The sequence below is a fragment of the Cloacibacterium caeni genome (genome assembly GCF_907163105.1).
Lineage (GTDB): Bacteria > Bacteroidota > Bacteroidia > Flavobacteriales > Weeksellaceae > Cloacibacterium > Cloacibacterium caeni_A.
The window spans coordinates 1,796,208-1,815,380 of record NZ_OU015321.1; the positions used below are offsets into that span (position 1 = coordinate 1,796,208).

The 19,173-nt window shown below is 33.0% G+C and carries 22 protein-coding genes and 5 tRNA genes; 7 read left to right on the forward strand and 20 right to left on the reverse strand.

Annotated elements, in window-relative coordinates; translation table 11 throughout:
* Window positions 1-18 precede the first annotated feature (18 nt).
* The 13 genes from nusG to truA form a co-directional block, all read right to left on the reverse strand.
* On the reverse strand, window positions 19-561 hold the full coding sequence (gene nusG, locus KKQ76_RS08255; RefSeq protein ID WP_069799576.1) for a transcription termination/antitermination protein NusG: 543 nt from the start codon (window positions 559-561) through the stop codon (window positions 19-21).
* 10 nt (window positions 562-571) lie between these two features.
* Window positions 572-778: a preprotein translocase subunit SecE gene (gene secE, locus KKQ76_RS08260; protein WP_069799577.1), complete on the reverse strand. Its 207-nt coding sequence runs from the start codon at window positions 776-778 to the stop codon at window positions 572-574.
* Window positions 779-790: 12 nt separating this feature from the next.
* Window positions 791-861, reverse strand: a tRNA-Trp gene (locus tag KKQ76_RS08265).
* Window positions 862-914: 53 nt separating this feature from the next.
* A complete protein-coding gene (tuf, locus tag KKQ76_RS08270) occupies window positions 915-2,102 on the reverse strand; it encodes an elongation factor Tu (protein WP_213196721.1) in 1,188 nt (395 codons plus the stop codon).
* A 212-nt stretch (window positions 2,103-2,314) separates the two neighbouring features.
* Window positions 2,315-2,386, reverse strand: a tRNA-Thr gene (locus KKQ76_RS08275).
* 48 nt (window positions 2,387-2,434) lie between these two features.
* Window positions 2,435-2,507: transfer RNA gene (locus tag KKQ76_RS08280), tRNA-Gly, on the reverse strand.
* Window positions 2,508-2,592: 85 nt separating this feature from the next.
* Window positions 2,593-2,675: transfer RNA gene (locus KKQ76_RS08285), tRNA-Tyr, on the reverse strand.
* Window positions 2,676-2,696: 21 nt separating this feature from the next.
* Window positions 2,697-2,770 (reverse strand) — tRNA-Thr (locus KKQ76_RS08290).
* 107 nt (window positions 2,771-2,877) lie between these two features.
* Entirely contained in the window at window positions 2,878-3,168 is a 291-nt protein-coding gene (locus tag KKQ76_RS08295; RefSeq protein WP_213196722.1) for an HPF/RaiA family ribosome-associated protein, read from the reverse strand.
* A 35-nt stretch (window positions 3,169-3,203) separates the two neighbouring features.
* Window positions 3,204-4,088, reverse strand: a complete 885-nt coding sequence (locus tag KKQ76_RS08300) for a tyrosine-type recombinase/integrase (RefSeq protein WP_213196723.1) — start codon at window positions 4,086-4,088, stop codon at window positions 3,204-3,206.
* Between the two features lie 85 nt (window positions 4,089-4,173).
* Window positions 4,174-4,371, reverse strand: a complete 198-nt coding sequence (gene rpsU / locus KKQ76_RS08305) for a 30S ribosomal protein S21 (protein WP_069799585.1) — start codon at window positions 4,369-4,371, stop codon at window positions 4,174-4,176.
* Window positions 4,372-4,441: 70 nt separating this feature from the next.
* Window positions 4,442-6,193, reverse strand: a complete 1,752-nt coding sequence (locus KKQ76_RS08310; protein WP_213196724.1) for an ABC transporter ATP-binding protein — start codon at window positions 6,191-6,193, stop codon at window positions 4,442-4,444.
* Window positions 6,194-6,200: 7 nt separating this feature from the next.
* The gene (gene truA / locus KKQ76_RS08315) at window positions 6,201-6,932 is read right to left on the reverse strand and encodes a tRNA pseudouridine(38-40) synthase TruA (protein ID WP_213196725.1); all 732 of its coding nucleotides are present in this window, start codon (window positions 6,930-6,932) and stop codon (window positions 6,201-6,203) included.
* 466 nt (window positions 6,933-7,398) lie between these two features.
* Here truA and KKQ76_RS08320 point away from each other — a divergent pair, with 466 nt between their 5' ends.
* The gene (locus KKQ76_RS08320) at window positions 7,399-7,890 is read left to right on the forward strand and encodes a metallophosphoesterase family protein (protein ID WP_213196726.1); all 492 of its coding nucleotides are present in this window, start codon (window positions 7,399-7,401) and stop codon (window positions 7,888-7,890) included.
* A gap of 114 nt (window positions 7,891-8,004) precedes the next feature.
* Window positions 8,005-8,502, forward strand: coding sequence for a Smr/MutS family protein (locus KKQ76_RS08325; protein WP_246501371.1), 498 nt, complete (start codon window positions 8,005-8,007; stop codon window positions 8,500-8,502).
* Here the strand turns inward: KKQ76_RS08325 and KKQ76_RS08330 are convergent.
* Window positions 8,489-8,806 carry a DUF6370 family protein gene (locus KKQ76_RS08330; RefSeq protein WP_213196727.1) on the reverse strand — a complete coding sequence of 106 codons (318 nt, stop codon included), beginning with the start codon at window positions 8,804-8,806 and terminating at the stop codon, window positions 8,489-8,491. The genes KKQ76_RS08325 and KKQ76_RS08330 overlap by 14 nt on opposite strands.
* Window positions 8,807-8,872: 66 nt before the next feature.
* Here KKQ76_RS08330 and KKQ76_RS08335 point away from each other — a divergent pair, with 66 nt between their 5' ends.
* Both KKQ76_RS08335 and rsmD read left to right on the forward strand, forming a co-directional pair.
* Window positions 8,873-9,589 carry a DUF3822 family protein gene (locus KKQ76_RS08335; protein WP_213196728.1) on the forward strand — a complete coding sequence of 239 codons (717 nt, stop codon included), beginning with the start codon at window positions 8,873-8,875 and terminating at the stop codon, window positions 9,587-9,589.
* A 5-nt stretch (window positions 9,590-9,594) separates the two neighbouring features.
* Entirely contained in the window at window positions 9,595-10,188 is a 594-nt protein-coding gene (gene rsmD / locus KKQ76_RS08340; RefSeq protein WP_262897650.1) for a 16S rRNA (guanine(966)-N(2))-methyltransferase RsmD, read from the forward strand.
* Window positions 10,189-10,222: 34 nt separating this feature from the next.
* On the opposite strand, the gene murI is transcribed toward rsmD, so the two are convergent.
* From murI to KKQ76_RS08365, 5 genes are all read right to left on the reverse strand, one after another.
* Window positions 10,223-11,044: a glutamate racemase gene (murI, locus tag KKQ76_RS08345; protein WP_213196730.1), complete on the reverse strand. Its 822-nt coding sequence runs from the start codon at window positions 11,042-11,044 to the stop codon at window positions 10,223-10,225.
* A gap of 63 nt (window positions 11,045-11,107) precedes the next feature.
* Window positions 11,108-12,232 carry a radical SAM family heme chaperone HemW gene (gene hemW, locus KKQ76_RS08350; protein WP_213196731.1) on the reverse strand — a complete coding sequence of 375 codons (1,125 nt, stop codon included), beginning with the start codon at window positions 12,230-12,232 and terminating at the stop codon, window positions 11,108-11,110.
* Window positions 12,233-12,308: 76 nt separating this feature from the next.
* Entirely contained in the window at window positions 12,309-13,259 is a 951-nt protein-coding gene (locus tag KKQ76_RS08355; protein WP_069799607.1) for a PorP/SprF family type IX secretion system membrane protein, read from the reverse strand.
* An 87-nt stretch (window positions 13,260-13,346) separates the two neighbouring features.
* Complete coding sequence (locus KKQ76_RS08360; RefSeq protein ID WP_213196732.1) at window positions 13,347-14,411, reverse strand: RluA family pseudouridine synthase; 1,065 nt, start codon at window positions 14,409-14,411, stop codon at window positions 13,347-13,349.
* Between the two features lie 68 nt (window positions 14,412-14,479).
* Window positions 14,480-15,463 (reverse strand): PASTA domain-containing protein, encoded by a 984-nt coding sequence (locus KKQ76_RS08365; protein ID WP_213196733.1) that lies wholly within the window; start codon window positions 15,461-15,463, stop codon window positions 14,480-14,482.
* A 105-nt stretch (window positions 15,464-15,568) separates the two neighbouring features.
* Between KKQ76_RS08365 and KKQ76_RS08370 the strand changes: the two genes are divergently transcribed.
* The 3 genes from KKQ76_RS08370 to KKQ76_RS08380 all read left to right on the forward strand — a co-directional run bounded on the left by KKQ76_RS08370 (window position 15,569) and on the right by KKQ76_RS08380 (window position 17,781).
* Window positions 15,569-16,552, forward strand: a complete 984-nt coding sequence (locus tag KKQ76_RS08370) for a D-alanine--D-alanine ligase (RefSeq protein ID WP_213196734.1) — start codon at window positions 15,569-15,571, stop codon at window positions 16,550-16,552.
* A 92-nt stretch (window positions 16,553-16,644) separates the two neighbouring features.
* Window positions 16,645-17,103, forward strand: coding sequence for a pantetheine-phosphate adenylyltransferase (gene coaD / locus KKQ76_RS08375; RefSeq protein WP_213196735.1), 459 nt, complete (start codon window positions 16,645-16,647; stop codon window positions 17,101-17,103).
* Between the two features lie 45 nt (window positions 17,104-17,148).
* A complete protein-coding gene (locus tag KKQ76_RS08380; RefSeq protein WP_213196736.1) occupies window positions 17,149-17,781 on the forward strand; it encodes a trimeric intracellular cation channel family protein in 633 nt (210 codons plus the stop codon).
* A 92-nt stretch (window positions 17,782-17,873) separates the two neighbouring features.
* On the opposite strand, the gene KKQ76_RS08385 is transcribed toward KKQ76_RS08380, so the two are convergent.
* Window positions 17,874-19,141 (reverse strand): IS3 family transposase gene (locus KKQ76_RS08385; protein ID WP_213196737.1). Its coding sequence is split into 2 segments (ribosomal slippage): window positions 17,874-18,802 and window positions 18,802-19,141, totalling 1,269 coding nucleotides; the frame shifts between segments, so codons are not numbered across the junction.
* Window positions 19,142-19,173: the final 32 nt, after the last annotated feature.

A 19,173-nucleotide genomic window follows, 5' to 3' on the forward strand; every position in this document is an offset into this window, starting at 1 on the left:
ATTTGGTATTGATAAATTTTACAATTTTTCTACTTGCATGTAAGAAAGTTCCATAGGAGTTTTTCTACCGAAAATCATTACAGAAACTTCTAATTTCTTCTTGTCTTCTAAGATTTTTTCTACAGTACCATTGAATCCATTGAAAGGACCGTCGATTACTTTTACACTTTCTCCTACTACGAATGGAATTTCCATTTCTGTAGCAAATTCAGAAAGTTCATCCATTTTACCAAGCATTCTGTTTACTTCAGATTTACGCATCGGAACAGGATCACCTCCTTTTGTAAGACTTAAAAAAGAAATTACACCAGGTAAATTTTTAATAATATGTGGGATTTCTCCTATCAGATTAGCTTCTACCATTAAGTAACCAGGGTAAAAAGGCTTTTCTTTAGGCACTTTTTTACCATTTCTTACTTGGATTACTTTTTCCATAGGAATAACTACTTGAGTAACGTAAGCTTCAAGATTTAATCTTTTAACTTCGCTCTCAATGTAGGCCTTAACTTTATTTTCCTGGCCACTAATAGCTTTTAATACATACCATTTTAAATCGCTCATGGAAAAATTTTTAATTAAAGAAACCTATGAAAATTGCTAATATATTTTTAATAGCTGTGCTAAATAATGAATCTACTCCGAAAGTAAACAATGCTAATATAACAGTAGCTACAGCCACTACTATTGTAGAAGATTGTAAATCAGCCCACTTTGGCCATTCTACTTTATATCTAAATTCTGAATAAGAATCTTTTAAAAAATTGATAAGTGAGTTCATAATTTATATTTGCACGGGCACAAGGATTCGAACCCTGATCAACGGTTTTGGAGACCGGTATCCTACCATTGGACGATGCCCGTAGTTAAAAAAGCTCCGTAAGTTTCCTTACGGAAGCTTTATTTATTTAAGATGATTAATCTAAGATTTCAGTAACCTGACCAGCACCTACTGTTCTACCACCTTCTCTGATCGCAAATCTAAGACCTACGTTAAGAGCGATTGGTTGTAACAATTCTACAGTGATTGTTAAGTTATCACCAGGCATTACCATCTCTACACCTTCTGGTAAGAAGATTTCACCTGTTACGTCAGTAGTTCTTACATAGAACTGAGGACGATATTTGTTGTGGAATGGAGTGTGTCTACCACCTTCTTCTTTAGAAAGAACGTAAACCTCAGCTTTGAATTTCTTGTGTGGCTTCACAGAATCTTTCTTAGCGATTACCATACCTCTCTTGATGTCAGTTTTCTCGATACCTCTTAATAATAGACCTACGTTATCACCAGCTTCACCTCTATCTAAGATTTTTCTAAACATCTCAACACCAGTGATAGTAGAAGTTAACTTCTCATCACCCATACCTACGATGTCTACTGGATCACCTGTATTGATAACACCTGATTCAATTCTACCAGTTGCTACAGTACCTCTACCTGTAATAGAGAATACGTCTTCGATTGGCATTAAGAATGGCTTATCTTGATCTCTTACTGGTAATTCAATCCAGCTATCTACAGCATCCATAAGAGCTTCTACAGTTTCAACCCATTTTGGTTCACCGTTAAGTGCACCTAGAGCAGAACCTTGAATTACTGGAGAATTATCACCATCATATTCGTAAGAAGATAATAAATCTCTTACTTCTAATTCTACTAATTCTAATAATTCAGCATCGTCTACCATGTCAACTTTGTTCATGAAAACAACGATTCTTGGTACGTTTACCTGACGGCAAAGTAGGATATGCTCTCTAGTTTGTGGCATTGGACCATCAGTAGCAGCAACTACTAAGATAGCTCCATCCATTTGAGCAGCACCAGTAACCATGTTTTTAACATAATCGGCGTGACCTGGACAGTCTACGTGAGCATAGTGTCTATTTACAGTTTCATACTCTACGTGAGCAGTATTAATAGTAATACCTCTTTCTTTTTCTTCTGGAGCAGAGTCAATTGAAGAGAAGTCTTTCATTTCAGCTAATCCTTTCTCAGCTAATACTTTAGTAATAGCAGCAGTAAGGGTAGTTTTACCATGGTCAACGTGACCAATAGTACCAATGTTTAAGTGTGGTTTGTTACGATTAAACGTTTCCTTTGCCATGATTTTAATATTTAATTTATTAACTATTGAAATTTTCAGTGCGCAAATATAGTGATTTTTTGAATATCAAAATCTTTTTATTAAAAAAAATTTCAACATTCAGTTTCAATACGTTTGACGCTATGATATTATCTTATTTTTGAGGGTACAAATTTAAGAATTTATTTTAAATAAAAAAGTCTCTCAAAATATTTTGAGAGACTTTTATTTTGAGCCAACTATGAGATTTGAACTCACGACCTCTTCCTTACCAAGGAAGCGCTCTACCCCTGAGCTAAGTCGGCTTGGAAAAAAAAATCACATACCGCTTATTTGGAATGTGATTTTTTTAGAGCGGAAGACGGGGGTCGAACCCGCGACATTCAGCTTGGAAGGCTGACGCTCTACCAACTGAGCTACTTCCGCAATTTGTGTTTACAAATTATTGTTGGTAAACGGTGTGCAAATTTATAAAATTTTTCTAAACCTGCAAATTAAATTTATAAAAAAGTGGGGAGAGCAGGATTCGAACCTGCGAAGTCGTAAGACAGCAGAGTTACAGTCTGATCCATTTGGCCACTCTGGAATCTCCCCGCTTGTTTTTTATAAATTATGAGCCTCCAGAGGGATTCGAACCCACGACCCCGAGATTACAAATCACGTGCTCTGGCCAACTGAGCTATGGAGGCAAAATTTGAGATTTCAAAAGAACTGTTATTCCCTTTTTGCGAGTGCAAATATAATACAGTTTTTTTGAAATCCACAAATATTTTTTAAAAAATTTTTAATTATTTTTCTATGCCATTTCTTTTTTCTTGATTAACAGTTTCTTAGCAGTATCATAACACTGGTCTAAACTTTCTTCAAAACTAGCACTTGTCTTCTTTACCACAATATCATCACCTGGAACATGTAATCTAATCTCAGCAGTCTTGTTTTCTTTTTCAGAAGAATTCTCTACTTTTAGAAACACTTCGCACTCGATAATTTTATCATAAAAGGTATCTAATTTATTTAATTTTTTGTCTAAATATTCTTCTAGTGGTGCATGTGGTGTTAAACCGATTGATTGTACTGTAATTTTCATAACGCTAACATTTTTTTTTAATTAAAAAAGAAAAACTAATCTTCTTTTTTATAGGCTCTGGGATGAGCCTGATTAAACACTCTTTTTAATTGCTCTATATTGCCATTCGTGTAAACTTGTGTAGAAGCTAAACTAGAATGACCTAAGATTTTTTTAACTTTAGAAATTTCCGCGCCATTATTCAAAACATGAGTAGCAAAGCTATGCCTTAAAATATGTGGACTCTTTTTTTTCTTTAAAGTTATAAGACTAAGGTAGCGATTTACCACCGAATACACAAATTTTTCGGATAGTTTTTTTCCATTTTCACGAACGAAAAAATAAATACCAGAATCTTCATTAGGCTTTCTAATTGCTGTGTATTCCCGCATCTGTTTTAGTAGATTTTCAGAAATGGGAACTACTCTTTGCTTATTTCCTTTCCCTTTGACAAAGATTTCAGATTTTGAAAAATCTACTTGCTCTAATAATATATTGCAGAGTTCCGACTTTCTCATTCCAGTTTGGTAAAGCGTTTCTATAATGAGTTTTTCTAATAAGTTTTCTGGCTCTTTTTCTAAAATCTCACCCAAACTTTCCATTTCCTCTTCAGAAATAGGAATTTGTTTTTCGGCATAAAATTTAAGAGAAGGTATCGTTTCTAAAGGAGAAGCTTGAATTTCACCTATTTTCAGAAGATATAAATAAAAACTCCTTAAACTGGAAAGTTTACGGTTAATACTTCTTTTTTGGATTTTTTTCTCAGAAAGTGAGACAATGAAATTACGAATGATTTTTTTATCTACCTTTTTTAAATCTTCCGTTCCTTCTGTTTCAGAAATAAACAGCAGCAAGTCTTCTAAATCTTTTTTATAACTCACCAGCGTATTTTGAGAATAACGCTTCTCTACAGAAATATAATCTAGAAACTTGTCAATCATAAATTAATAGGTATATAAAACAAAAATCACTTCTCAAATATAAGAATTTGAAAAGTGATTTCGATATTTTTTAAAGAAAAACTAATTAAGCTTGTTCTTCTTTGCTTAATTCTCTTTGCTTATGAGCTGCTTTAAGTTTTGATTGTCTTAAAGTCACAGAAGGTTTTGTGAACTGTTGTCTAGATCTTAACGCTCTTACAACACCAGTTTTATCAAATTTTCTTTTATACTTCTTAAGTGCTCTGTCGATAGACTCTCCGTCTTTTACTGGAATTATTAACATATATTACATCTCATTTTGTGGTTGCAAAAGTATAAAAATTTTTAAACTCCACAAAATTTAATTACAAAAATTAAAAAATTTCTTTGTGGAGCTGTGCTTTATACAAATTTGCATAATATCCATTTTTCGCCAATAGTTCGTCGTGTTTGCCTTCTTCTACTACTTTACCAGAATCCATCACGAGAATTTTGTCGGCTTTTTCTATGGTTGACAATCTATGCGCAATGATAATTGAAGTTCTGTTTTGAGTAATTTTCTCAGTAGCTTTCTGTATCAATTTTTCACTTTCTGGGTCTATAGAAGAAGTGGCTTCGTCTAAAATCAAAATCTTAGGATCAGAAAGATATGCTCTTAAGAAAGATAACAACTGTCGCTGACCAAGAGAAATACTGCTTCCTCTCTCGCTAACCACAAAGTCATAACCTCCCGGTAATCGCTCAATAAATTCATCTACTTCTATATCTTGGGCAACTTTTTTAATTTTTTCGAGCGGAATAGTATCTCCTAAAGTAAGATTTTCATAAATACTTCCATGGAAAAGGAAAACATCTTGTAGAACTACCCCTAATTTGATTCGCAAATCGTACAATTCATAATCTCTGATATCAATATCATCCAGTAAAATTTTACCCGAGTTAATATCATAAAATCTTGTAATCAACTGAATAATGGTAGATTTCCCAGCACCTGTTGCTCCAACTATCGCCACTGTTTCACCCGGATTTACTTTGAAATCGACTCCTTTCAGAACTTCTTGCTTTTCGTCATAAGAAAATCTTACATTTTGGAATTCTATCTTTCCTTCGATATGGTCTTTTTTGATGGTTCCGAGATTCGGCATCGAATTTTCTTCGTCCATAATTCCTAAAACTCTTTCTGCACCTACCAAACCACGCTGAATATTATTAAATCTATCTGCAATCTGACGAAGCGGACGAATCAACATATTTATATAAGAAATAAACGCAATCACTTGTCCCGGAGAAATATCTCTCGCCGTCAATGCATTATATCCTGCCACAAAAAGAATCAACCCTATAAAAACAGAAGAAATCAGTTCCACCACAGGAAAAAATAGTGAAAAATAGAAAACCGTTTTCAGTAAAGCTGCCTTTAAATTGACATTAATATCATCAAATTTCTTAAATTCTGCTTCTTGTCTATTAAAAACTTGAATGAGTGACATTCCCGAAAGTCTTTCTTGCACGAAACTGTTTTGAGTAGAAGTCCAAGCCCTTTCGTCACCAAATGCTTTTCTTAATTTTTTCTGGAAAAACCTTGTAATCACCAACATGATAGGTAAAATGGTAAGCGAAATATAACTCAGCTCGGTATTCACCTGAAACATCGCTACCAAAACGAAAACCACTTTCAAAATATCTCCAAAAACCATCAAAAATCCATCAGTATAAACCGTGGCAATGGTTTCTACATCTCCTACTGCTCTGGTCACTAAATTTCCGATAGCAGTTTTATCAAAGAATGAAGTTTTAAAATAAATGAGTTTATGATACAGCCTTTCTCTAATGTCTCTAATTACATTTTGAGCAATATAATTAGAAAGAAAAACGAGAAAGAAATTCAAAATAGTTTCTGCTACTACCAAACCAATTAAGAAATAAATATCTTTCATCAAGACACTATTGTCTTTCAGTTTCAAGATATCAATATCTACAATCTGCTGAGTAAGAATAGGTCTATACACCGAAACTATCGCTAAAATAATAGAGATAATTAGGGCTAAAATAAACCACGTTCTAAATTTCATTCCTATGAAAAAAAGACGCTGAATGATATTACTGGTGGTTGGTTTTTTGTTCATATTTTTTTTAAAAATCGTATCCTACATCTACTAAAAACAATGCATGAGCTGGTGCAGAAGTTCCTGCAACACCTCTATTTTTAGCTTCTATCACATTTCTTAAATCGGCAGGTTTTAGTTTTCCACTGCCTATTTCTACCATAGTTCCTACAATCGCACGAACCATATTTCTGAGAAATCTATCTGCTGAGATGGTAAATTTAAGTTCATTTCCGTTTTGTTCCCAATTTGCGTGATAGATTTTACAAATATTGGTTTTATTATCTGCTCCCACTTTTGCAAAACTCCCGAAATCTTCGTACTCAAAGAGAATTTTGCACGCTTCATTCATTTTTTCCACATCCAGAGATTTTTTCCAATGTTGCCACGCAAATTTTTCAGAAAAAGGATTTTTCTCTAGCGAAATATAATATTCATACGTTCTGTATTTTGCTGAAAATCTCGCGTGAAAATCTTCTTTTACCTCAAAAACCTTCTTCACAGCAATACTTGGTGGAAGAAAAGAATTCAGTTGATGCACTAATTTCTCAGAAATTTCTCCATCAAAATCAAAATGTGCAAACATTTTCTTGGCGTGAACTCCAGTATCTGTTCTTCCTGCTCCCGTAGTTTTAATTTCAGTTCGTAAAATCGTAGAAAGTGCTTTTTCTAATTCTTCTTGCACAGAAATCTCATTTGGCTGAATTTGATAGCCAAAAAACGTAGAACCATTATAGGAAAACTCAATAAAGTAGCGCATAATTTTCGGCAAATTTAATGAAATTTTTAGGAGCAAGAAGATTTTGTTTCTTTTCATTATCCGTCACGCTGTCCATTACAATTCCTCACGCCAAAGCTACTACCAATGCTTGTTGCGGGATTTTCATTTCCATCGTGGCTAATTTCACGGGCAGTTCTTCATTTCAACTATGCGCAATTCGGAAACTTCTACGCTCGCTTCGCTCGCGCCAGAATATTTTTTTTGTGTCGTTCCTACGGAACTTATTAAAAACAATTAACATTTTCCTACAAACCTATAGTTCCTACGGAACAGAACTTTAAAAATATAATATAAACTCATAAAATTTAAAACCGTTCCGTAGGAACGAAATGTGTGTAATAATGCTACAAAAAACAAATAGCGTTCCGTAGGAACGCAATGTCAAATTACAATGAAAATCTTATAAATATTATTTTAATTAAAGAAATTTAAAGAAATTAGCAAAATGAAAATCCTTCTACTTTCTGACACGCATTCTTATATAGACGATAGAATTTTAGAATACGCCAAAAATGCTGATGAAATTTGGCATGCTGGTGATTTTGGAAACTTAGAAGTGATAGACGAACTGAAAAAAGCAGGAACATTACGCGGTGTTTTCGGGAACATCGATGAGGCAAAAATAAGAGCTGAATTCCCAGAAATAAATGTTTTCGAATGTGAAAAAGTAAAAGTAGTGATGATTCACATTGGCGGATATCCTCATAAATATGCACCACGAGTAAAACAAATATTAAAGGAAGAAAAACCTCAAATTTTTATTTCCGGACATTCTCACATATTAAAAGTAATGTATGATAAAGAGTTAGAAATTCTGCATCTCAATCCTGGCGCTGCTGGAAAACACGGTTGGCATAAAATGAGAACCATGCTGAGATTTGAAATTAATGGTGAGAAAATTGAAAATTTAGAAGTGGTGGAATTGGGAATAAAGTAAACCATTAAGTTTCAATTAAGGAATTAAGAAATTTAAGATGAAAATTCTTCAAATTTTCAAAAACTTAATGAAACTTAATATATCAATGAAAATCTTAATGTTTAAAAATGAAAAATGGTGAAAATAGGCGATTTGGTTTCGGTGATAGATGATGATTTGAAAGGGAAAATTTCTGCTTTCAAAGGAAATTTGGTGCAAATAGAAGACGAACACGGTTTTCCTTATGACATTGAAAAAAGTAAAGTCGTACTCCACAATCATAATATTTATGACGATATTTCTATCACTGCAAAAAAGGAAACGTCTACCAAAATTTCTAAAAAAAATCAAAATAAACCGCAGTCCATTGATTTACATTTTGAAAAATTGGTCAATAATCCTCAAGATTTTGAATCTTGGGAAAGATTGATGATTCAGCGTGAAAAACTGATTGAAAAATTAGAATATTGCAGAAACAATAACATAAAAAAACTGAACATTATCCACGGAATTGGTGATGGCGTTTTGCAAAATATGGTGCACGAAGTTTTACAAGGTTTCGCAGGAATAGAATACGAAGACCATGATTTTTTCTACCACAGCACAGGAAATGTCTTGGTTACTTTTTTGTAGAATTAGGCAGTAATTTGAAATAACTTACCACAAATTTCCCATCCTTCACTTCGCCGATGACTTCTGCTTTTTTGATTGCATTGCAAAAACCGTCGTCAGCATGAGCGTCTCCATGGTCATTAATTTTAGTACCTTCTACAAAATAGCTTTTCCCATCAATTCTTACGGCTAAATCACAACCTTTTTTGTCTTTCATTTTGAACTGACATTGTCCGCAAGCTGCTTCTACAACTTGCTTCTTTTTCTCTTGAGAGAATCCAAAAGTGAAACTCAAAAGTGCAATAAATAAAACGAGATTTTTCATATTACATTAACTATCTTTCAAAAATAGTTTAAAAATCAATACCTTTGCATTTATTGGTAAAAAACTATGAAAAAACTTTCTTTACTTTTCACCAAAGATGGTTTACAATGGCACATTTCTAAAGGAAAAACAGTGCTAGAAGAAACATTTTATTTCGTGACAGAAGAAACTTCGCCTCATTTAGTAGAAGAAAAACTAGATGATGTGTTAAAATTTGATGACTACAAAGAAATAGAAGTGATTTCTGCGCTCAATCATTTTTCGCTTACTCCAGATAGTTTTACAGAGCACGAATTGGGCTATAAACTGATTTCTTATAACGCTCCTGTAGATGAAGCCAACGAAGAATTGATGCTTTCTGTGAACAAAAAATTTGCGGTGCAATTTTACTACACTTTTCCAAAGCATTTTTACCAAAAAATTAAAGCAAAAAAATTACCTACGAAATTTAATTTCTCTGGCGAAAAATTTTTAAATGCTTTAACTGTTAAAAACCACAAAGAAATTCATATCAATCTATATCATCATCAAGTAGAGTTTTTCGCTTTTGAAAATAAAAAAGTGGCACTTTACAATAACTTAGATGCTGATTCTGAAGTAGATTTCTTGTATTTCATTATGTTTTCTTTGAGCAAAATAAATTTTGGAACCGCAGAAACGCATTTTCATATTTATGGAGAAACTCACGAAAACGAAACCTTTATTTCAGAATTGAGAAAGTTTGTTAAAAATATTAAAGTCCATTTTGACAACGCTCCGAAAAAGAATTTTGTTCTTTCTTAAAAATCATTTATCAAAAATCAACCATGTATAGAATTATCTCTGGCAAATGGAAAGCAAAAAGAATTTCTGCGCCTAAAAATTTCGATGTAAGACCTACCACAGACTTTGCTAAAGAAGCACTTTTCAGTATTTTGGCGAATCGTCACGAAGTAGAATTTTGCTCAGTTTTAGACCTTTTTGCTGGAATTGGCTCTATCAGTTTAGAGTTTGCCTCTAGAGATTGTAAAGACGTTACCGTTGTAGAAATGAATCCTAAACATGCTGCTTTCATTAACTCTACTGCTGCAGAACTAGAAATGGCGCTTCAAATTAATGTACAGCGTGGTGATGTTTTCGAATGGTTAAAGAAAAACAGAACTAAGAAAACATTTGACATTGTTTTTGCAGATCCACCTTTTGAATTAGAAGAAAAAAAATACAATGAACTGATTTCTTTGGTTCTCAATAATAATTTTTTAAAAGAAAACGGAACTTTTGTTTTAGAACATCAATCTAAAATGAAATTAGAGCATCCTCAATTAATCGAAACCAGAAAATACGGAAATGTGAGTTTTAGTTTTTTCAGTTCCGAGATGCGAGTTCCGAGTTCCGAGGTGTAAAATTTCTTAACCCAAAAACTCGAATCTCGTACCTCTACAATACTTTATGGTCCAAACTAATTTTATTTCCAAAGAATTTTTTCGAAATTTTCTCGAAGTTTTTTGTAATATCCGAAAGGTAAAAATCGGTATTTCCTTCTTCATGTTGAGGATTAAGCAGGTCATTTTTGCTCAAAATATCCCTTACATAACTCGCTACAATTTTAGGAGAATCAATTACTCTTACTCTTGTTCCGTAATATTTTTTAATCTCTTCAATCAAAAGCGGATAATGGGTACAACCCAAGATAAGTGTTTCTATATTTTTTAACTTTTTGTCGCTCAAATAGTTATAAATAATCGCGTGTGTAATTGGGTGATTTACAAAACCTTCTTCGATGGCAGGAACCAATAATGGGGTCGCCAATTCATCTACTTGAATATATTTATTCAGTTTTCGGATAGATTTTCTGTACAAACCAGAATTTACCGTTGCTTTAGTCGCAATAACTCCTACATTTTGGTGAATCTCGAAAGCTACTTTTTCTGCAACTGGGTTAATAACATCAAAAACCAAAGCCTGATTTCCCACCAATTCCTTCACCTCTTGCAAAGCATTTGCAGTGGCCGTATTACAAGCAATAACGATGGCTTTACAATTATTTTCTAATAAAAATTGGGTAATTTTTAAAGAAAAACCGATAATCGCTTCTCTAGATTTTTCGCCGTAAGGTAAATGTGCAGTGTCACCGAAATAAATAAAATTTTCGTGCGGCATTAATCGTTTTATTTCTTTGGCTACAGTAAGTCCACCAACACCGGAATCAAAAATCCCTATCGGTTGTGATGATGAAAGATGAGAATAATCTGGTTTCAAAGGCTTGAAATTTTTACAAAAATACTAAAGATTTTAGATTTTAGATTTTAGATTTTAGATTTTTTAAAGAATAAACAGGTCTGAAGCAATTCCATCGGCTAAAAACCAATGTTCTTCTGGAATTTTTAAGTGATTTTCTTCTATCACTAGAATTCCTTCTTCTAATTTTGACTGAATGCTGTTTTTAAAAATTTCTAAAATTTCACCAGAAAATTTTTCGTTGAGTTGTTCTAAATCTACACCCCAAATCGTTCTGAGACCAATCATGAGCATTTCATTGTACTGGTCTTTTTCAGAAAGTTTTTCGGTTTCCTTGGGAAGGATGTTTTCTGCTAAATTCTTAATATAAATGGTGTTATTAGCAATATTCCAACTGCGCTCGTTTCTACCGTTATAAGAATGTGCAGAAGGTCCGATTCCCAGATATTCTTTATATTTCCAATACGCTGAATTGTGCTTCGATTCAAAATCTTTTTTAGCAAAATTAGAAATTTCGTAATGTATAAAACCGTTGTCTTTTAGAAAATCAGACATATAATAAAACTCTTTATTTTGCTCTGTTTCTTTCGGTTCTGCGATTTTATGTTTCTTAATCCAAGCATTCAAAGCAGTTTTAGGCTCGATGGTCAATGCATAAGAAGAAACGTGAGGAACTTGCAATTCTATGGTTTTCTGAAGATTTTTTTTCCAGATTTCAAAATTGGAAGTCGGCGAACCATAAATTAGATCAATACTCAGATTTTTGAAGCCAAAATCTTGCGCTCTTTTGATAGAACTTTCGGCTTCAGAAGCATTGTGAGCACGATTCATGAGCTTTAAATCTTCTTCAAAAAAACTTTGCGTTCCTATAGAAAGTCGATTGATTTCGGTTTTGGCTAAATCTTTCAGAAAATTTTTATCCAAATCATCAGGATTAGCTTCTAGCGTGATTTCAATATTTTTTTCAAAGTCAAAATACTTTAAAACCTCATCTATTAAAGATTTGATCTCGTCCACAGAAAAAATAGATGGAGTTCCGCCACCAAAATACAGCGATGAAAGTGTTTTATTTTCCAGCTCCTCTTTTCTTAGAAAAATTTCTTTTTTTATTGCCGAAATCATTTCGTCTTTCTGCTTCAATGAAGTAGAAAAATGAAAATTGCAATAACTGCATTTCTGCTTGCAAAAAGGAATGTGGAGGTAAATCAATTTTGTTGGGTGTTAGATGTTTGATAGACGATTTACTAATAAATCGTAAGTCTGAAATCGTAATTCTAAAAATTCGTTAACGATATCTAAATCCTCTTTGATTGATGAAATTAGGAATATCATATCCTAAACTGAGCATGAACGAATTTCCGCCGTATTCTTGAATATCAGACAATCCTAAATTATAAGAAGCTCCGAAATGGAGTTTATTAAGTTTAAATTTAATAATAGGTGACATGCTTAACTGTTGGCTTCCCACAGCACTTTTTGCCGTTCTGTAATTGATTCCCGCGGCAAAATAGTCACTCTCACCATACAATTTCATCAAAACATTGATGTCAAACATTCTAGATGAATTGGTATTCAAATTCATCATCACAGAAGGTTCTACCGAAAATCCTTCGGTAATTTCCCAGTCATATCCTGCATTAAGGTAAAATCTGGTTGGCGACGGTTCTATACCATTTACCACTGGTGTATTGTTACTCAATGGAATATCTGCAACAGAAATCCCAGCAAAAGCTCTGCTATAAGTAGCTTGTAATCCTAAGTTAGCATAAGCAATGAAAATACTGTTGTTATTTTCGTAAAGCAAAGGATCATTTGGATCTTGCGCATTTACTTTAGAAACATCAAAGTTCTGATTGTAAAAATTTACTGAAGTTCCGAAAGAAAATTGGTCTTTTCTGCCATCTTCATCACTGAGTGGAACAAAATAAGAAGCACCAATTGCAATTCCGTTTGCAGAAATTGGTCCGTTTTGGTCACGGAAAAAATAAGCGCCTATTCCTACTCTATCAAAAGCATTGGCATGAATTCCCACTGATTGTACATTAGGAGATTCATCAAATTTTGAAAATTGTTTTTGATAGTTAGCAACCAAATTCACATCATCTGTTTTACCAATATGCGCAGGATTAAAGAGAAATTCACTATCAAATAAATACTGCTGATACATAGGAATAGTTTCTTGAGCATAGCTCAATCCTGAAAAAGCAGCAAAAAATGTGAATAATATTTTTTTCATGGTCGTGAATTTCTAAACGTCAAATTTAAGTAAAAAGTATGGAATTGAAAATTTCTTTGTCTTAAACCTGACCGAAAACGATTGGAATTAAGAATTTTGCAAGTAATTTCTCCATTTTTCAACCGCATCTTGCATATCTTTTGGCATCGGTGACTCAAAATACATTTCTTTTTTTGTTGTGGGATGAATGAAGCCTAAAGTATGAGCGTGTAAAGCATGTCTAGGTAAAACTTCGAAGACATTTTTCACAAATTGCTTGTATTTTGGTAAGTTTACCCCACGCAAAATTTGATGACCTTCATATCTTTCATCGTTAAAAAGAGTATGACCAATATGTTTAAAATGCGCTCTAATTTGGTGAGTTCTTCCCGTTTCTAGTTTGCATTCTACCCAAGTCATATATTTGAATCTTTCTAAAACTTTATAATGAGTTACCGCATGTTTTCCTTGGCTTCCATCTTCATAAACTGCCATTTGCATTCGGTTTTTCTGATGTCTTCCGATGTGTCCTCTGATTGTTCCTTCGTCATTTTCTAAATTTCCCCAAACAAAAGCCCAATACAAACGTTTGGTTTTTCGATCAAAAAATTGCTTGGCTAAAAAGCTCAATGCATACTCATTTTTGGCTAAAACGATCAGTCCAGAAGTATCTTTATCAATTCTATGAACCAATCCTACTCTATCTAAATCTGAGGTAAATCCATTTTTCTGAAAATGAAACGCAACTGCATTCACCAATGTTCCTTTCCAATTCCCAAAACCTGGATGCACAACCATTCCCGGCTCTTTGTCTACCACCAGAACATCTTCATCTTCATAGACAATTTTAAATGGAATATCTTCTGGAATGATAACATTTTCACGAGGAGGATGCGTTAATAAAACCGAAATTTCATCTCCCGGCTTTACACGATAATTTTGTTTTACAGGATTACCATTTACGATAACGTTTCCTGCTCTACACGTTTGCGAAATCTTATTTCTAGAAGAATTCTGGCGATAAATCAAAAGAAATTTATCTATTCTTAAAGGTTCTTGTTTTTTATCAACAGTAATATTGAGATGTTCAAACAACCCCGAGTTTTCTTCGTCATTAGAATTTTCGTCTTCTAACAATAAATCTTCTTCTAAAAAATCTTCTTTTTCGCTCATATTATTCAAAAAAACTTTGCCAAAAAATTTTCGGCAAAGTTCTATAAATTATTTTAATTTCTAAAAAACTACTCTACAATTACCTTTTTAGCAGGTTTTTCTTCTGCTGGTTTTGTTTCCGCAGGTTTTGTATTATTTGTATTCGTAGTTGGTTTGGGTTTTTCTACCGGTGGTTTTGGTGTAGTATTTACAGGTTCTTCACTTGGAACTGGGATAAATTCATTGTCAGAAGGTTCTGGCATGGTATTAATATCCGTAGTTTTATAAATGCTATTCAGTTTTTGGATTTTAGACTGCATTTCGGCTGGTGTTTTTTTACTTGCCCACAAATCTATTTGCATTCCTTGATCTCTTACAGAACCACTTGCAGGATCTTGATAGTAAATAATATCAGAATCATTATTTTGTCCGTCTTCATGTTCTACCAATCCTACTTCAAAGTAATTTTGAGCAATAATAGCTTTCGCTTCTGCTACAGTTCTTCCTACCAAATTAGGAATCACTACATTTCTCATCGGTCCAGAACCAATGACTAAATCAAGCGTAGAAAACATAGGAACTTTTTCTCCAGGTTTGATCACTCTGCCATTAAACATCATTCTTATAATAGCATCTTTCTGAATATTAGGCTCATAAATAGTATCTCCTACCTTTAACCCTAATAAATCAAACTTCCTGAAAGCCAAATACTTATATCTATCTAAAACATCTGGAACCGCAACTGGTGCATAAGTTTTAGGATTTACTTTTAAAAGAATGGCTCTACCATCTTTTACTCTAGAACCTGGATGTGGATAGATTTTAAGAACTTGTAATGGTTTAAATTTTGGATCATATTTACCACTATCTACTTCATATTCTAAGCCTTGGTCATCTAAAACCTCTATTGCTTGTTGTACCTTCATATTGACAACATTCGGAACCTGAATTTCTTCACCGTGATTGGTGTGAAACTCTAGCCATCGAAAGGTAAGCCAAACTACTCCTACAAAAATTACAAGTGCTACTATTAAGTTTACAAAAACTTTCCAGTGGAAAAAAGATCGAAGCATAAATTTTTTATTTATTCGAAATATAAACGCAAATATAAATATAAAATTATGAAATATTTAAGTTGAAAAATAATTACATTTGCGTTTATTAGTTTTTTAAAAAGTATGAGCAAGAAAAATGTAGCCGTAGTAATGGGTGGCTTCTCTGATGAATACAAGGTTTCTCTGAAAAGTGGCCAATTGATTTATGATTCTCTAGACAGAGATTTATATAATGTTTATAAAGTAGTAGTTCTAAAAGAAGAATGGTACTTTTTAAACGAAAATGAAGAAAAACTTCCCATTAACAAAGGAGATTTTTCGGTAACGCTTTCAGACGGAGCAATTTTAAAATTTGACGTTTGTTTCAACATTATTCATGGTGCTCCTGGAGAAAATGGTGAATTACAAGGCTATTGGAACGCTATTGGTCAAAAATATACAGGCTGTGATTTCTACAAAAGCGCTCTTACTTTCAACAAAAAAGATACTCTTGCCGTTTTAGCAAAATACGGAATTCCTTCTGCAAAAAGTTTTTACCTGAGAAAAGGAGAAAATATCAATGAAGATAAAATTGTAGAAGAATTAGGACTTCCTTTATTTGTAAAACCCAATCAAAGTGGCTCTTCGCTCGGGATTTCTAAAGTTAAAGCCAAATCTGAATTGGCAGCAGCGATAGAATTTGCCTTCAAAGAAGATGATGAAATTTTAATAGAATCTTTCTTAAATGGAATGGAGGTTTCTGTAGGTGTAATCGATTACAAAGGAGAAACCATTGTTCTTGGAATTACAGAAATTGTTCCACACAAAGAATTTTTCGATTACGAAGCGAAATATGAAGGTGCTTCCGAAGAAATTACACCAGCTAGATTAGACGATGAAACCAGATACAAAGTAGAAAAAATCGCAAAACATGCCTATGAATCTTTGGGAATGAGCGGTTTTTCTAGAAGTGAATACATCATTATGGATGGAACGCCTTACATGCTAGAAATGAATACCAATCCTGGATTTTCACCGGCTTCTATTTTACCTCAACAAGCAAAAATTTACGGAATTTCTATCAAAGACCTTTGTGGAAACGAAGTAGAAAAAGCACTTAAAAAGTAAATTGCAATCTGCTGTCGGCATTTGGCTTTCAGCAAAAAATTATAAAAAACAATAGCAGAAGGCAGATTGCTGACTGCAGAAAGCTTAAAAAAATGAAAATCGCTGTATTTCCAGGATCTTTTGACCCGATTACTTTAGGACATCTTGACATTATTGAAAGAGCTGTTCCTCTGTTTGATAAACTCATCATCGCTATCGGACAGAATTCTCAGAAAAAATATATGTTTCCGCTAGAAAAACGCATGGAATTTATTCAAAAATCTGTAGCGCATTTCCCCAATGTAGAAGTAGATTATTTTGAAGGATTAACCATCGATTATTGCATCAAAAAAGAAGCTCAATTTATTCTGAGAGGTCTCAGAAATCCTGCCGATTTTGAATTTGAAAAAGCAATTGCTCATACTAACAGAACTTTGGCGAGAAGAAAATTAGAAACCGTTTTCTTACTTACCTCTTCTGGAAAATCATTTATCAGCAGCAGTATTGTAAGAGAAATTATTTCTAACAACGGAGAATATCAATTATTTGTTCCTGATGCAGTGAGAGTTTAGAATTTTTTAATTTTCACTCGATTTTTTTTTAAACTTTTTCTACCCATGCTTCCAGATTTTACCTTTTTAATAGAAGTCCTTGGTACGATATCTTTTGCGATGTCGGGAAGTTTTGCGGCTATGCAAAAGCGTTTCGATCCTTTTGGCGTTCTCATCATTGCATTTGTAACTTCTGTAGGTGGCGGAACAGTAAGAGATTTATTACTAGATGTCCCTGTTTTTTGGATGCACGATTTATTAGCCGTGAGTTTGATTTTTTTCACTGCTATTTTTACGATGATATTCAAATTAATTGAGAAAAAATTTCAGGTAACGCTTTTTATTTTTGATAGTCTTGGATTGGGACTTTTTACAATTATTGGGGTTCAAAAAGGATTAAATGCCGACTTACATCCCGTTATTGGAGTAGTTTTAGGCACAATTACCGGTTGTTTTGGAGGAATTATCCGAGATATTTTACTGAACAGAATTCCTTTGATTTTCAGAAAAGAAATTTATGCGACTGCAGCAATTGCAGGTGGAATAGTCTACATCCTTCTGAAAAATTTCAGTGGTTTGTCTGAAGAAATTAATCAAATCTTAACCATTCTTCTTATTGTAAGCATTAGAACTCTTGCGGTAAAATACCATTGGCAAATGCCAAAATTCTACGGAAATTTCAATGATGCAGAAATGTAAACAAAAGAACCAATTAAAAAGTTATAAGAAACAAAGAAAATTTGTCATGAGTTGTCCTAAAAAAGGTTGACTCGTTAATAATTCAAATATAGTTAAATCGTAACAGAATTAATTCTGTTACGATTTATTTTTTTCCATTGTTTTAATTGTATTGTTTTTTGTTGATGCGCTTGGTTTGGAGTTATCATATTAATTGACATATGTATTCTAAAATTGTTGTATAAAGTTATGGCTTGTGTAACTTGTTTGTTTAAATTTTGATAGTTTTCAAATATTTCATGTAAACCAAATTCTTCTTTTAAAATTCCATTTACTCTTTCTGCTACTGCATTTTCATACGGGTCGTATTCTTGCGTCATACTAATTAAAATATTGTTTTTCTTTAACAATTCGGTATATTCTTTACTGCAATATTGTAAACCTCTATCAGAATGGTGAATGAGTTGATTTTTTGTTTCCCTGTTAATCAAAGCCATTTCTAAAGCTTTTACTGTAGTTGAACTCATTAAATTATCTGACAGTTGATAACCAACGATTTTCTTGGAACAAGCATCAGTGAGTAAATGCAAATAGTATGTTTTCTCTTTTGTTCGTAAATAAGTTATATCAGCAACCCAAACTTGATCAGGCCTGTTAAGTACTAAATTGCTAATTAAATTTGGATAGCGTTTCATCCAATGTCTTGAGTTTGTTGTTTTGTAATATCTTCGAGCTTTAGGTACTTGTAAATATTCGGCTTTTAAAAAATCTAAAAAATGATCCCGACCAATTGATATATGATGTTTTATAAATTCATCTTGTAACATTACATAAAGTTTCTTGCCACCTGTTCGGGGTAATTGCTTACGAATAGTAACTACTAAACTTCGTAATAATTCTGAGTTGTATTTAGGCGTTTTTACCTTTGACTTTCGCTTGTAAAATGCTTGTTTTGTGTATCCAAACAGTTCGCATAACTCATAAATAGTCAATGAACTATTTACATTTATTTCTTCGACTGCTTGGAACCAGACTTTTTTACAATATCAATTTTAAGCTCACGTTCAGCTATTTCAATAAATCGTTTGAATACTTTTAATTCTTCTTCTTTTTTTGCTAATTGAGCCTCTAGCTCTTTTATACGCTGTTGTTGAGGATCTTTCATAGGACGACCAATAGTTAATTTATCTTCATAGGTAAATTTACCATATTTTTTTAACCATCTTGGTAGACAACTATTGCCTAAAATATTGTAACGTCTTCGAAGTTCTGCTTTAGTAAATAAACCCCTCTCAAATTCACTTACAACTTGACGTTTAAATGCTTCGCTATAAATTTGTGGGGCAATTGGAATTTTTGAAATTTTCTTTTTTGTTGACATATTATCTAATTTTTAGTCAACTTTTTTCAGGA

What these genes read in the sequence shown, in the direction of transcription:
- KKQ76_RS08360 (WP_213196732.1), bottom strand. Translation starts at nt 14,411, where the DNA reads ATGAGCGAAAAAGAAGATTTTTTAGAAGAAGATTTATTGTTAGAAGAC.
- KKQ76_RS08365 (WP_213196733.1), bottom strand. Translation starts at nt 15,463, where the DNA reads ATGCTTCGATCTTTTTTCCACTGGAAAGTTTTTGTAAACTTAATAGTA.
- KKQ76_RS08310 (WP_213196724.1), bottom strand. Translation starts at nt 6,193, where the DNA reads ATGAACAAAAAACCAACCACCAGTAATATCATTCAGCGTCTTTTTTTC.
- nusG (WP_069799576.1), bottom strand. Translation starts at nt 561, where the DNA reads ATGAGCGATTTAAAATGGTATGTATTAAAAGCTATTAGTGGCCAGGAA.
- KKQ76_RS08325 (WP_246501371.1), top strand. Translation starts at nt 8,005, where the DNA reads ATGGTGAAAATAGGCGATTTGGTTTCGGTGATAGATGATGATTTGAAA.
- KKQ76_RS08295 (WP_213196722.1), bottom strand. Translation starts at nt 3,168, where the DNA reads ATGAAAATTACAGTACAATCAATCGGTTTAACACCACATGCACCACTA.
- coaD (WP_213196735.1), top strand. Translation starts at nt 16,645, where the DNA reads ATGAAAATCGCTGTATTTCCAGGATCTTTTGACCCGATTACTTTAGGA.
- tuf (WP_213196721.1), bottom strand. Translation starts at nt 2,102, where the DNA reads ATGGCAAAGGAAACGTTTAATCGTAACAAACCACACTTAAACATTGGT.
- KKQ76_RS08380 (WP_213196736.1), top strand. Translation starts at nt 17,149, where the DNA reads ATGCTTCCAGATTTTACCTTTTTAATAGAAGTCCTTGGTACGATATCT.
- truA (WP_213196725.1), bottom strand. Translation starts at nt 6,932, where the DNA reads ATGCGCTACTTTATTGAGTTTTCCTATAATGGTTCTACGTTTTTTGGC.
- KKQ76_RS08370 (WP_213196734.1), top strand. Translation starts at nt 15,569, where the DNA reads ATGAGCAAGAAAAATGTAGCCGTAGTAATGGGTGGCTTCTCTGATGAA.
- rpsU (WP_069799585.1), bottom strand. Translation starts at nt 4,371, where the DNA reads ATGTTAATAATTCCAGTAAAAGACGGAGAGTCTATCGACAGAGCACTT.
- KKQ76_RS08355 (WP_069799607.1), bottom strand. Translation starts at nt 13,259, where the DNA reads ATGAAAAAAATATTATTCACATTTTTTGCTGCTTTTTCAGGATTGAGC.
- KKQ76_RS08335 (WP_213196728.1), top strand. Translation starts at nt 8,873, where the DNA reads ATGAAAAAACTTTCTTTACTTTTCACCAAAGATGGTTTACAATGGCAC.
- secE (WP_069799577.1), bottom strand. Translation starts at nt 778, where the DNA reads ATGAACTCACTTATCAATTTTTTAAAAGATTCTTATTCAGAATTTAGA.
- KKQ76_RS08300 (WP_213196723.1), bottom strand. Translation starts at nt 4,088, where the DNA reads ATGATTGACAAGTTTCTAGATTATATTTCTGTAGAGAAGCGTTATTCT.
- KKQ76_RS08330 (WP_213196727.1), bottom strand. Translation starts at nt 8,806, where the DNA reads ATGAAAAATCTCGTTTTATTTATTGCACTTTTGAGTTTCACTTTTGGA.
- KKQ76_RS08320 (WP_213196726.1), top strand. Translation starts at nt 7,399, where the DNA reads ATGAAAATCCTTCTACTTTCTGACACGCATTCTTATATAGACGATAGA.